This window comes from Ciceribacter sichuanensis (assembly GCF_024055605.1).
GTDB lineage: Bacteria > Pseudomonadota > Alphaproteobacteria > Rhizobiales > Rhizobiaceae > Allorhizobium > Allorhizobium sichuanense.
Genome location: NZ_JAMXLX010000002.1, coordinates 1 through 13,094 on the forward strand (window position 1 = coordinate 1; position 13,094 = coordinate 13,094).

General features: G+C 61.2%; 12 protein-coding genes and 1 pseudogene. 5 read left to right on the plus strand and 8 right to left on the minus strand.

The features are described 5' to 3' along the window. From NBH21_RS06405 to fghA, 5 genes and pseudogenes are all read left to right on the plus strand, one after another. Positions 1-127: pseudogene (locus NBH21_RS06405) on the plus strand (S-(hydroxymethyl)glutathione dehydrogenase); the annotation flags it as partial. Further along, a complete protein-coding gene (locus NBH21_RS06410; RefSeq protein ID WP_250916280.1) occupies positions 124-585 on the plus strand; it encodes a GNAT family N-acetyltransferase in 462 nt (153 codons plus the stop codon). The pseudogene NBH21_RS06405 and the gene NBH21_RS06410, both read left to right, overlap by 4 nt. Next, on the plus strand, positions 582-1,022 hold the full coding sequence (locus tag NBH21_RS06415) for a YaiI/YqxD family protein (RefSeq protein WP_099057953.1): 441 nt from the start codon (positions 582-584) through the stop codon (positions 1,020-1,022). Before NBH21_RS06410 ends, NBH21_RS06415 begins: the two co-directional genes overlap by 4 nt. 24 nt (positions 1,023-1,046) lie before the next feature. Continuing rightward, positions 1,047-1,709 (plus strand): DUF1345 domain-containing protein, encoded by a 663-nt coding sequence (locus tag NBH21_RS06420; protein ID WP_250916279.1) that lies wholly within the window; start codon positions 1,047-1,049, stop codon positions 1,707-1,709. 25 nt (positions 1,710-1,734) lie between these two features. Beyond that, on the plus strand, positions 1,735-2,568 hold the full coding sequence (fghA, locus tag NBH21_RS06425) for an S-formylglutathione hydrolase (protein WP_250916278.1): 834 nt from the start codon (positions 1,735-1,737) through the stop codon (positions 2,566-2,568). Positions 2,569-2,620: 52 nt separating this feature from the next. Here the strand turns inward: fghA and NBH21_RS06430 are convergent, their stop codons facing one another. The 8 genes from NBH21_RS06430 to NBH21_RS06465 form a co-directional block, all read right to left on the minus strand. Then, positions 2,621-4,231, minus strand: coding sequence for a glycoside hydrolase family 43 protein (locus NBH21_RS06430; RefSeq protein WP_250916277.1), 1,611 nt, complete (start codon positions 4,229-4,231; stop codon positions 2,621-2,623). 96 nt (positions 4,232-4,327) lie between these two features. Further along, complete coding sequence (gene mgrA / locus NBH21_RS06435; protein WP_250916276.1) at positions 4,328-5,380, minus strand: L-glyceraldehyde 3-phosphate reductase; 1,053 nt, start codon at positions 5,378-5,380, stop codon at positions 4,328-4,330. A gap of 64 nt (positions 5,381-5,444) precedes the next feature. Beyond that, positions 5,445-6,578, minus strand: coding sequence for a Gfo/Idh/MocA family protein (locus tag NBH21_RS06440; protein WP_250916275.1), 1,134 nt, complete (start codon positions 6,576-6,578; stop codon positions 5,445-5,447). A gap of 22 nt (positions 6,579-6,600) precedes the next feature. Further along, on the minus strand, positions 6,601-7,362 hold the full coding sequence (locus NBH21_RS06445) for a sugar phosphate isomerase/epimerase family protein (protein ID WP_250916274.1): 762 nt from the start codon (positions 7,360-7,362) through the stop codon (positions 6,601-6,603). Positions 7,363-7,429: 67 nt separating this feature from the next. Beyond that, positions 7,430-9,892 (minus strand): glycoside hydrolase family 2 protein, encoded by a 2,463-nt coding sequence (locus NBH21_RS06450; protein ID WP_250916273.1) that lies wholly within the window; start codon positions 9,890-9,892, stop codon positions 7,430-7,432. A gap of 62 nt (positions 9,893-9,954) precedes the next feature. Continuing rightward, entirely contained in the window at positions 9,955-11,046 is a 1,092-nt protein-coding gene (locus NBH21_RS06455; protein ID WP_250916272.1) for an ABC transporter ATP-binding protein, read from the minus strand. A gap of 6 nt (positions 11,047-11,052) precedes the next feature. Next, positions 11,053-11,958, minus strand: coding sequence for a carbohydrate ABC transporter permease (locus NBH21_RS06460; protein ID WP_280925058.1), 906 nt, complete (start codon positions 11,956-11,958; stop codon positions 11,053-11,055). A 31-nt stretch (positions 11,959-11,989) separates the two neighbouring features. Next, on the minus strand, positions 11,990-12,940 hold the full coding sequence (locus NBH21_RS06465; protein ID WP_250916270.1) for a carbohydrate ABC transporter permease: 951 nt from the start codon (positions 12,938-12,940) through the stop codon (positions 11,990-11,992). Positions 12,941-13,094: the final 154 nt, after the last annotated feature.

The following is a 13,094-nucleotide window of genomic DNA, read 5'->3' on the forward strand; positions in this document are numbered from 1 at the left end:
CTGGTACATGGAAGGCAAGATCCAGATCGACCCGATGATCACCCACACCATGCCGCTCGAAGACATCAACCATGGCTTCGAACTCATGCACAAGGGTGAATCCATCCGCGGCGTCGTCGTCTATTGACGGCCCTGCCCGCCTATATCGTCGATGTGCGGAGACTGGACCAGTTCTCCGCCATCGAACTCTATGACATGCTGAAAATGCGTGTCGATGTCTTTGTCGTCGAGCAGGAATGCGCTTATCCCGAGCTCGACGGCAACGACCCCGAATGCCTTCACCTGCGACTGATGAACGGTCCCGAACTCCTCGCCTGCGCCAGACTTTGGCGACCGCAATCGGATGCGAATCCACGGATCGGCCGTGTCGCGGTTTCACCCGACCATAGGGGAAAGCGTCTCGGAGAGGCATTGATGCGGGAAGCGATTACCGAGTGCGAGAAGGCCTATCCGAACGAACCGATAGAGCTTTCCGCCCAAGCCCATCTGCAGCGGTTCTATGCCTCGTTCGACTTCAGGCCGATCTCCGGCGAGTATCTGGAGGATGGTATCCCGCATGTCGACATGCTGAGGAACGCGCGATGATCTATGTCGATGCCGACGCCTGCCCGGTGAAACCGGAAATCCTGAAGGTCGCGGAGCGGCACGGAATGGAAGTGACCTTTGTCGCCAATTCCGGCCTTCGCCCCTCACGCGATCCCATGGTGAAAAATGTCATCGTTTCCAACGGGTTCGACGCTGCGGACAACTGGATCGCCGAACGGGCTGCAGCCGGCGACATCGTCATCACGGCCGATGTGCCGCTGGCCGGCCGCTGCGTCGCGGCCGGGGCTCAGGTGACGGGGCCGACTGGCAGGGTCTTTGACACCACCAATATCGGCATGGCCACCGCCATGCGCGACCTCGGGGCGCATCTGCGCGAAACAGGCGAAAGCAAGGGCTACAATGCCGCCTTCTCGCCGCGCGACCGTTCCGCCTTCCTCGAAACGCTTGACCGGCTCTGCCGCAGGGTCAAGAAATGAGCTGGTATCTTTAGGAAAGTGGCGATGAAGCAGGGAGGAAAGCGATACGGCATCGACCGGCGGCATCGTCCGTTCGTCGTCGCCCTGCTGCTGGCGCTCGTTACCCTGCCGATCACCATGCCGCTCGTGCCCGGCTTCACGGTGGAGATCGCGGCCATCGTCTTTTTCCTCGGCTATCTCCTGCAGATCGCCCACCGCATGCCGGTGCTGACCGCCGCCCATTTCAGGGCGAGCGCCGACAGCGACGACGCCCCGGCACTGACCATTATCGCCGTGACGCTGCTCGTCGTTGCTGTCGCCGTCATTTCGCTGTTCCTGGCGCTCAACCATGTGGCCGCCTCGACGGGCTGGACACTCGGGCTTGCCTTCTGCTCCGTCATTCTCGGCTGGATGACCATCCACACCATGGCCGCGATGCACTATGCCCATATCTTCTGGCGCCCCTCGACGGCTGGCGGAAAGAAGACACATAAGGGCGGCATGGATTTTCCCGACACCGAGGAGCCCGGCGGTTACGAGTTTCTCTACTATGCCTTCGTCATCGGCATGACGGCGCAGACGTCGGACGTGGCGATCACCACGACGACGATGCGCAAGGCCACGCTGGTACACTCCATCGTCTCCTTCTTTTTCAACACGGTGCTTGTCGCAGCGGTCGTGAATGCAGCGGTCGCTCTGGCAGGCTGATTCTATCAAATCAAGGGTAAGTTCCATGAAAATCATCTCCCAGAACACCGCCTTCGACGGCATGCAGGGCGTCTTTTCCCACGACTCCGATGCCTGCCAGTGCGAGATGACCTTCGCCGTCTTCGTACCGCCGCAGGCGATCAAGGAAAAGCGGCCGGTCCTCTGGTATCTCTCGGGCCTCACCTGCACCCATGCCAACGTTATGGAAAAAGGCGAGTATCGCCGCATGGCTTCCGAACTCGGCCTCATCATCGTCTGCCCCGACACCAGCCCGCGCGGCAACGACGTGCCGGACGAACTGACCAACTGGAAGATGGGCAAGGGCGCGGGCATGTATCTCGATGCGACCGAAAAACCCTGGTCCGAGAACTACCAGATGTACACCTACATCACGCAGGAACTGCCGGCGCTGGTCGCCGAACACTTCCGCGTCGACATGGACAGGCAGGGCATCTTCGGCCACTCGATGGGCGGCCATGGCGCCATGACCATCGCGCTGAAGAACCCCGAAACCTACAGGAGCTGCTCGGCGTTTGCGCCGATCGTCAGCCCTTCGACGGCCGACTGGACGCCCGACGCCTTCACCAAGTATCTCGGCGAGGATCAGGCCGCATGGCGGCCCTACGACGCCTGCGCGCTGGTCGAGGACGGCGCGCGTTTCCCGGAATTCCTGATCGATCAGGGCAAGGCCGACAGCTTCCTCGAAACCGGCCTGAAACCCTGGCTGTTCGAAGAGGCGATCAAGGGCACCGATATCGGCCTGACACTCCGCATGCATGAGCGCTATGACCACTCCTACTTCTTCATCTCCACCTTCATGGACGATCACCTGAAGTGGCACGCCGAACGCCTCGGGTAAGCCAGCTTCACCTGTCAGACAGAAAGGGCGGCCACGAGCCGCCCTTTCCCTTTCAAAGCCTGCGATAGACGAACCGGTCGAAATCGGCGGGCTTTGCACGCCCGCTGATATCGAAGGCGAACATGCCGGTAAACGCGCCGGTGAAAGACCCGTGTTCTCCCCGGCCGCCCTCATCCGAAACGACACCGGCATCGAGTACAGGTCCGATCGACCGCCATTGGTCCTCACCCGCAGCGCGCCAGAAAAATCGCAGCGCGTTGTCGATGACCTCCATGGCGAGATCCATTGCGCCCGGCGGCACGGCAATGCCGTGACCTGCCGGAAACTCCAGCCGTCCCTCCGGGTAATCGCCGGGGCATGATAGGACCGTCAGGACACGACCGAGCTTTTCGTGCAGCGTTACACCCAGCGCATGGAACTTGTGCCGGTTGTAGTAGTAGGTCAGCCCCGCGACCTGCTGATAGGTATCCGGCTCGAATTCGACCCTTGTCTCGGCCCGGAACCGGTGATCCTCCTGCCTTCGCGCAACCAGCGACTGTTCGAACCAGGAGCCGATGCTTTCGCGCGCGAAAAGCCGAAGATGCCCGGGGCGTCGCGTCAGGCTGAAAAGCCGGTAGGGTTCGGGGCTTCTGAGCCATTGGAAGTCTTCCGGCAATTCCACGCCATCGAAATCGCTCTGGACGACTTCAGGGCGTTCGTTCCGTGTCACGGTAAAGGGCGCCTCGACGCTGACGGCGGGTACAGGGCCGCCATCGGCGAGATAGAGCCAGCCGTCATCACGCCAGATGCATTTCTGGATCGCCGTCTCTCGGCCGAGCGTGCATCTTTTCAAGGGAGAAAGCGGCCGGCCGCAGAGATGAGTGTGATAGGCCTCGCCTTCCGGCGTCTCGACATACTGGCCATGCCCGGCCCTCTGCAATGTTGCCTGCGGGTGGTCCTTCGAGGTGATGAGATGCGCCCGCGGATGCATCTCGTAAGGGCCGTCGATCGTTCGGGAGCGTGCCATGGTCACGGCATGGTCGTAGCCCGTGCCGCCCTCGGCCGTCGTGAGATAGTACCAGCCGTTACGTTTGAAGAGATGCGGACCTTCCACCAGCCCCAGCGGACTTCCAGCAAAGATGTTCTTCACCGGCCCTGTAAGTTTCTTCGATACGGGGTCCCATTCCTGCAGAAGGATACCGTCGAATGCGGGGTGCTTTGGGGATCCGCCATAGCTTTCGGAGCGATGGTTCCATTGCATGTTGAGGAACCACTTGCGCCCGTCGTCGCCATGAAAAAGCGACGGGTCGAAACCGGAAGAGTTCACATAGGCCGGATCGGACCATTCCCCATCGATGGTGGGCGATGTCACGATGTAGTTATGGGCATCCTTGAAGTTACCGTCGAAGCGCTTCACGTCGGTGTAGACGAGCCAGAACAACCCGTCGGAAAATGACAGGCAGGGCGCCCAGACGCCGCAGCTGTCGGGATTGCCGCGCATGTCGAGCTGGCTTGCCCGCTCCAGCGGCCGCCGCACCAGCCGCCAGTTCACCAGATCCCGCGAATGGTGGATCTGCACGCCCGGATACCACTCGAAGGTCGAGGTGGCGATGTAGTAGTCCTCTCCGACCCGGCAGATCGACGGATCCGGGTTGAAACCCGGCAGGATGGGGTTCTGGATCATGTGTTCTCCTCCCGAAAGAACTGAGGTAGCAGCCCCTCATCCGGCAGCGTCCTACGGACCTTTCTGCCCGCCGGAGCTGAGGGGTAACTCCAGCGGCTATTTCTTCCGTCTCGGCGGTCCCTTGCGCTCGGCGGATGCTGCCCAGATGTTGATGTCGGCGTCCCTGGCATAGACATCGATCTCGGCCAGTTCCTCCTCGGAAAACGCACGGTTCTCCAGAGCCTTGACGCAATCTTCCACCTGTTCCGGGCGCGACGCGCCGATCAACGCCGAGGTGATCCGCCCGCCCCTGAGCACCCAGGCGAGCGCCATCTGCGCGAGCGTCTGGCCACGCCGCCCGGCGATGGCGTTCAGCGCGCGGATATTCTCGATGTTGCGCTCGTTGAGGAAGGCCGGATCGAGAGAACGGTCGAGCGCTGCACGGCTGCCGGCCGGAATACCGCCGAGGTATTTCGAGGTCAGCATGCCCTGGGCCAGCGGCGAGAAGACGATGGAACCGACGCCGAATTCCTCCAGCGTGTCGACGAGGCCGTCCTCCTCGATCCAGCGGTTGATCATCGAATAGCTTGGCTGGTGGATGAGAAGCGGCGTGCCGAGCGATTTCAGGATGTCGTAGGCAGCACGCGTCCGGTTCGAGTTGTAGGAGGATATGCCGATGTAAAGCGCCCTGCCCGAGCGCACGATGTGGTCGAGTGCTGCGCAGGTTTCCTCGAGCGGCGTATCAGGATCGAAGCGGTGGGAATAGAAGATGTCGACGTAATCGAGGCCGAGCCGCTTGAGGCTCTGGTCGCAGGAAGAGACCAGATATTTCCGGCTGCCCCATTCGCCATAGGGACCCGGCCACATGCGATATCCGGCCTTGGTCGAGACGATCAGTTCGTCCCGGAGACCAGCGAAATCGGTTTTCAGGATTTCACCGAAAGCCTGTTCCGACGCGCCGCCGGGCGGGCCGTAATTGTTGGCGAGATCGAAATGGGTGATGCCGAGATCGAAAGCTCTCTGGCAGATCGCCTGCTTGGTGACATGCGGTGTCTCGACGCCGAAATTCTGCCAGAGCCCGAGCGAAATCGCCGGTAGTTTCAAGCCGCTCTTGCCGCAGCGGTTATAGGTCATCCGCTCGTAGCGGTCTTCGGCCGGTGTCCAGGTCATGTATTCCTCCAGTATGAAAGACGGGGGCTCCTCACCCCCGTCTTACCGGCAATCATCCGCGTCGTCACCGCAGCAGAGCGTGCGCCTCTTCGATGCCGAGTGCGGCGGGTTGGGTGCAGGTGGTCGAGAGAGTCACGAACTCTCCGGTCTCTCCGGATTTCAGGATGGAGGTCATGACATCGACGCCGTGCAATGCGCGGTCGAGCGAGCAGCGAGCGTCCCGTCCATCGAGGATAGCGGTCGCCATATCGGCAAGGCCCGCCGTGCGGTAGTTGGCGCGAGGCCCCTGCGGGCTTTCCTGATTGTCGACGCCGAAGGGATGGTCCCACACCTCCAGCGGCCGAATATCCTTGTCACGGCCGGAAGCTTCGACCTTGCCGCCGAAGAAGTTCGGATCGGGAAGGAAGAGCGAGCCATCCGTGCCGTAGAGTTCCATGTTGCCGTGGCGGTGGGACCAGACATCCCAGCTTGCCGAGAGCGTGACGGTCGCGCCGTTTGCGAACTCCATCAGCGCATGGATATTGGTCGGCGTCCGCACGGGGATCACCTCGCCTGCCCGCGGCTGGCTGGTGATGGTGCGCGTCTCCGACGCCATGGAGGTGAGCGCCGCCACGCGCTTCACAGGGCCGATCAGGTTGACGAGATTGGCGATGTAGTAGGGCCCGAGGTCGAGGATCGGCCCGCCGCCCGGCAGGAAGAAGAAATCCGGGTTCGGATGCCACATTTCCATGCCCGGGCTCATGACGTGGCAGGTACCCGACGTGATCCGGCCGACGCCACCGCCCTCGATGAACTTGCGGGCAAGCTGGTGCGAGCCGCCGAGGAAGGTATCGGGCGCGCAACCGACGGAAAGCCCTTTCTCCTTGGCGATCCGGCGAAGCTCCTCGCCGGCCGAGAGGCTGAGCACTAGCGGCTTTTCCGAATAGACATGCTTGCCCGCCTCGAGGATGCGCTTGGACACGGCGTAATGCGCGTCGGGAATGGTCAGGTTGACGATGATGTCGAGTTCGTCATTCGCCAGCAGTTCGTCCAGGGTCTGCGCCTTGACCCCATACTCCTCCGCGCGCAGTTCCGCGGCATTCATGTTGAGGTCGCTGCAGGCCAGCACCTTCAGCCCCTTGAACAGCGGGGAAAGCGAAAAATAGGTGGTCGAGATATTGCCGCATCCGATGATGCCGACGCCGAGTTCGCGTGCCATGGGATTGTCCTGAGTGAAGAGGTCAGTAGGTATTGAACGATGCGATGGAGCGTGTGATCAGGCGGCCGATATCCTTCGGATTGTCATGTTCAAGGATGTAATGGGCGACGCCATAGGGTTTGAGCGCTGCAATGAGATCCTTCCACGGCACGGTTCCGTGACCGACATCCGCCCAGCCGTCCTCATCGGTGTTGGTGCCGGCCGGCGCGATGTCCTTGACATGGACGGCGGTGATGCGCTTGCCGTAGCTTTCGATCCAGGCGAAGGGGTCGGCCTTGCCCCGGATGACCCAGGCGATATCCGCCTCCCATGAGAGTTCCGGTCCGCCAGCAAGGATCTGCTCCTGCGGCGTGGAGCCGTCCGGGAGCGTTGCGAATTCGAAGTCGTGATTGTGCCAGCCGAACACCAGACCGGCATCGCGGAACGGCTTGCCGGCTTCCTGCAGGCGCTTGCCGAAGGAAAACCAGCCGACCTCGTCCGTCGGACGGGCGTCGGGCATCAGGTAGGGGCAATAGATCGCCTCGATGCCGAGCGCCCTGGCGATCTTCAGCGCCCTGCCGGCATCGCCTTCCAGCATGTCGAGGCCGAAATGGCCGGTGGGCATCGTCAGCCCGTTGCTGTCGAGTTCCGCACGAAGAGAAGCGAGACCCGCATCGTCGAGCGAGGCATACATCGCGCCATAGCCTTCGACATGGGTGTAGCCGGCCTTGGCGAGTTGCGGAAAGATCGCGGAAAAGGGCTGGAAATTGCGGGCGCTATAAAGCTGGAAACCAAGCTTGGTCATGGGGTTATTCCTCCTCTTGGCGAACAGGGACGAAGTTGCGCCCTGCCCGCTTTCCCTGTGAGATTGTTCAGCCGGCGGACTGGCTGCCGTGAAGGTCGTAGACGGTGATCCTCGGAAGCGATCCGGCGGCAAGCGGTGCTGACGGCTTGAAGACGATGCGGCGGGTCTGACCGCCATGAAGATCGAAGGCATTGTCGGAAAAGCGCCCGCCGACATCGGCCTCGAGCATGACGAACAGGGCGAGGCCCCGGGCGCTGACGTCAATCTCGAACGAGCCGCCTGCGATCTCGCTGACCGAGACATCAAGTCCGGATGGCTGAAGATCCAGCGCCTTGTAGGTGCCCGTTACGTGATGTCCCTCGCCGGCCATGCCGTTGGAAGCCGTGAAGCTCCAGCCGAGAAGGCTGTCGATCGGCACATCGGTCGCGTCGATTTCGACCAGCGTTCCCGCCCGGTCCGGCGCGCAGGTGCCGCTGGTGCTCGCTAGCGGAATGCGTTCGCCGGCGAGTGTCAGCGCAAACAAGGTCAGGTCGATTTCGACCGGATCGGCAGTGTCGTTGACCATGGAGAGCGCGATACGCGTTCCATCGGCGGACGGGATGGCGGCGACATTGACCGGCTGGAAAAACCGGCGCGCCATGTAATGCATCGCCTTCCAGCCGCCGCCGTAATCGAGGCTCGACCACGAAGCGACCGGCCAGGTGTCGTTGAGCTGCCAGTAGAGCGTACCCATGCAATGGGGTTTCAGCGAGCGCCAGTAATCGACAGCCGTGCGGATCGCGAGACCCTGCTGGATCTGCGAGAGATAGACGAATTTGGGAAAGTCGCTCGGGAAGCGGAAATAGCGGAACATGGTGCCGGCAATCCGCTCGTTGCCTCCGGCGTTCTTCTGGTGCAGTTCGATCACCGGCGAGGCGATGTTGAGGTCGGCCTCCTCCGCAAACTCGCGGATAACAGGCAGGGACGTGTAGGACTGGAAGCCGAATTCCGAGCAGAAGCGTGGTCTGACGCTGCGGTAATTGTCGAACGACTTATTCTCGTGCCAGACCGACCAGTAGTGCATGTCGCCGGAACCGTCGGCATGCCATGCGTCGCCATAATCGAGATAGCCGGAAGCAGGGCTCGACGGCCACCAGATCGCCTGCGGATACGCACTCTTCACGCCCTGCTCGATCGTCCGGTTGAGCCGGTCATAGGCGACGAGATAACGATCGCGGTTCTTGACCGATTCCGGGAACCAGGTGAGCGCGCCGACCAGTTCGTTGTCGCCGCACCAGAGTGCGATGGAGGGATGCGACGAAAGCCGCCTGACCTGATAATCGACTTCCTGCACCACATTCGAGAGGAAATCCTCGCTGCAGGGGTAGAGATTGCAGGCGAACATGAAATCCTGCCACACCATGAGCCCGAGACGGTCGCACAGATCGTAGAACCAGTCGGCCTCGTAGAAACCGCCGCCCCAGATGCGGATCATGTTCATGTTGGCTTCGACGGCCGAGTTCAGAAGGTCCTCTGTTTTTTCCCGGTCCGTGCGGGAATAGAGGGCATCCGCCGGTATCCAGTTTGCCCCACGGCAGAAGATCTCGCGGCCGTTCACCCGGAAAGCAAAGCGGCTGCCGGCCTCGTCCGGATCGGTCAGGAGTTCGATCGTCCGAAGCCCGATCTGCCGGGTGACCGTCTCGCCGGGAATGTCGACGGAAAGAGCGTAAAGCACCTGTTCGCCGCTTCCCGCCGGCCACCAGAGCCTGGGGCTGTCGACATGAAAGACATGGGTGATCTTCGTCTCTCCGGCCGCAATACCGCAATCGAGCCTCACCCTTTCACTATCGAATTCGAAATGGACCGGCACGATGGCGGGATCGGCCGAAAACAGTGTCAGGGTGACATGGATATCGACGCTGCCATTCTCGTGGTGGACTTGTTCGGTCTCGAGATGTTCGATCCGCGCGGGATCGAGCCTCTTCAATGCAATGTTGCCGTAAAGGCCGAGCGGCGCGATGGCGATGTTCCAGTCCCAGCCGAAATGGCATTGCGGCTTGCGCAGCATGTTGCCGTTCGGGATTGGCGAATTGGCCTTTTGATACGGAATGTAGAAGGGCTGCCGCGCCTGCCGCTCGGCGCCGGCCGCAATGCTCGAATGAAAATGGATGCGGATGCGGTTTTCACCCGGCTCTATCGCCTTGGACACATCGGGCCGGTAGCGGCGGAAGCAGTTATCGGCTGAGAGCACCGGCACGTCGTTGACGAATACCACTGCGACCGTGTCCAGATTGTCGATATCGAGATACCAGTTGCTGCCTTCCGCATGATCGACGAAGAAGTTCCGCTCAACCGACCACTCGCGTTCGGCAACCCACTGCACCGCCTCCTCGTTGCGCCCCCAATACGGATCGGGAATGATCTCCGCGGCCTGTAGCGCCGAATGAACGTCACCCGGCAACACTATCGTCGCGGAATGTTCACCATCCCCGGAGGAAAGCCGCCATTCGCCTGAAAGGTCGATTGTGGGAGTATCGATATGTGATGCCATGTCCTTGATCCGGATATCTTATGCAAAACAGAGTGAGGTGAACCGCAGCAGGCCGCAGTCGCTCAGATCCGCTCCTCCGCGCCCGCGTCGAAAAGAGACGCCACGGACATGTCGAAACCGAGGCGCACCTTGGTGCCCGGGCTGTAACGCCGGGTGCCTGCTGTCCTCACCGAAATGACGTGGCCGGCATGCTTCAGCCAAAGCAGGTTGTCCGCCCCCATTGGCTCCTCAATGTCGACGGTTGCCTCATGGATTTCTGCCGCCTCCGGCACATCCTCGTCCAGCATGACGTGTTCCGGCCTGACCCCGAGCACGACCTTGCGGCCGGGTTCCAGAGAAGCGCCAGTCTGATAGCCGTAGAGCGAGAAATCAGCGCCGCCGGTGGTGAAAACCACCTTGCCCTCGCGGCTGGCGAGTTCTCCCCGGAAGAAGTTCATCGGCGGCGAACCGATGAAGCCTGCAACGAACAGGTTTCTTGGCCGGTTGTAGATCGTCATGGGGTCGTCGAGTTGCTGGATCACGCCGCTCTTCATGATGGCGATGCGATCGGCCAGCGTCAGCGCCTCGATCTGGTCGTGGGTGACGTAGATCATCGTGTTCTTAAGCGATTGGTGCAGCCGCTTGATCTCCACGCGCAGCTCCGAGCGCAGCTTGGCGTCGAGGTTCGATAGCGGCTCATCGAACAGGAAGACATCGACATCGCGCACCAGCGCGCGGCCGATGGCGACGCGTTGACGCTGGCCGCCGGAAAGCGCTGCCGGCTTGCGGTCGAGCAACTGCTGGATCTGCAGGATCTCGGCGGCGCGCGCCACCTTCTCCCGGATCTTCTCCGCCGGCACCTTGGCGACCCTGAGACCGAAGGAAAGGTTCTTCTCCACGCTCATCTGCGGATAAAGCGCGTAGGACTGGAACACCATGCCGATGCCGCGATCCTTGGGTTCTTCCCAGGTGACGTTACGATCCTTGATGAAGATCTGGCCGTCGGTCGGCTCCAGGAGACCGGCGATGCAGTTGAGCAGGGTCGACTTGCCGCAGCCGGACGATCCCAGCAGCACGAGGAATTCGCCGTCCCGGATGTCGAGGTTGAGGTTCTCCAGAACGTTGACCGCGCCGAAGCTCAAAGACAGGTCCTTGATCGATACACTGTACGACATATGCGCTTAACCCTTCACTGCGCCGGCGGCGATGCCGCGGACAAAAAGCCGGCCGGACACGAAATAGACGATGAGCGGGACCGCGCCGGTTAGCAGCGTGGCAGCCATGTTGACGTTGTATTCCTTCACCCCCTGGACGGAGTTGACGATGTTGTTGAGCTGAACCGTCATCGGGTAATATTCCGGTCGGGTGAAAACGACGCCGAACAGGAAGTCGTTCCAGATGCCGGTCACCTGCAGGATCATCGCGACCACGAAGATCGGCAAAGACATCGGCAGCATGATGCGGAAATAGATCTGCCAGAACCCCGCCCCGTCGATGCGCGCCGCCTTGAACAGCTCCTCGGGCAACGAGGTGAAGTAATTGCGGAAAAGCAGCGTCAGGATCGGCATTCCGAAGATGGTGTGCACGATCACGAGACCGCTCAGCGAGCCATAAAGCCCGATTTCGCGCAGCACGATGACGATCGGGTAGATCATCACCTGATAGGGAATGAACGCGCCGACGATCAGGATGGTGAAGAAGAAATCCGCGCCCTTGAAGCGCCAGTTGGCGAGCGCGTAACCGTTGACCGATGCAATCAGGATCGAGATCAGCGTCGAGGGAACGGTGATGCGCACCGAGTTCCAGAAACCGCGCGAGAGACCGTCGCAATTCAGGCCCGTGCAGGCCGTCGCCCAGGCCTTGACCCAGGGCTCGAAGGTGATCTCTACAGGCGCCGAGAAGATGTTGCCGAGCCGGATTTCCGGCATGCCTTTCAATGATGTGACAACCATCACATAGAGCGGCAGCAGGTAGTAAGCCGCGGCCACGAACAGCGTGCCGTAGATCACGATGTTGCGCGATGAAAGCTGACTCTTCGGCTTTGCCCCGCGCGGCCCGGCCTGAAGGCGGCCTGCCGGCTCATCCATGCCGGCGACGGACGAATTGAGGGAACCCGTGTTATCCACGCTTCTTACCTCCGAATTCCAGATAGGCCCATGGAATGACGATGATCGCGACCGTGACCAGCATCATGGTGGAGGCGGCAAAGCCCTGCCCCAGGTTCTGCGCCTGGAACATGTAATCGTAGACGTATTTCGCCGGCACTTCGGAGGCGATGCCCGGACCGCCGCTCGTCTGGGCAACGACGAGATCGTAGACCTTGACGATGCCACTCGCGATGATGACGAGCGTGGTGATGAATACCGGCCGCATCATCGGTATGACGATGAACAGATAGGTCCGCCACATCGGGATGCCATCGACACGCGCTGCCTTCCAGATGTCTTCGTCGATGCCGCGCAGGCCGGCGAGCAGAAGGCACATGACGAGGCCCGTTCCCTGCCACAGCCCTGCGATCAACACGCCGTAGATGACGATGTCGGAGTTGTAGAGCGGGTCGAAGGTGAAGCTCGTCCAGCCGAGGCTCCTGACCACCGACTGAATGCCGAATTCCGGATTGAGCACCCATTGCCAGACAAGGCCCGTCACAATGAAGGACAGCGCGAAGGGATAGAGAAAGATCGTCCGGAATGTGTTTTCGAAACGGATCTTCTGGTCCATCAGCGCCGCCAGCATGAAGCCGATCACCAGGCTGAAGATCAGCGTTAAGATGCCGTAGATCGCGAGATTCTCGATCGAGACCAGCCAACGGGGCGCAGCCCACAACCGCTCATATTGATCGAACCCGACGAACTTCAGTCGGGGCAGCAGCTTGGAATTGGTGAATGAATAAACGACCGTCCAGACCGTTCCGCCGAGAAAGATGACGAGAGCCGTCAAAACCATCGGAATCGAGGCAATCTTGGCGTTGAGATTGCGCAAGAGCTGATTGGGTCGGCCTGAGCGCTTCCGGCCCGCCGATCGGCCAGGAAATTGGTCCGGCAATGGGCCGGTCAACTGATCCGTCATGGGTCACTCCTCCTTAGAGCGCCGTGCGTCCCATCCGGGCGCACAAAGGACGCTCTAACATCTTGAATCTACGCATCGGCCCGAAAATCGATCCCGATCTTCGGGCCGATGCGCTGGTGATCCAGTACTTCCCGCACGACAGCTCGCCGCGAAG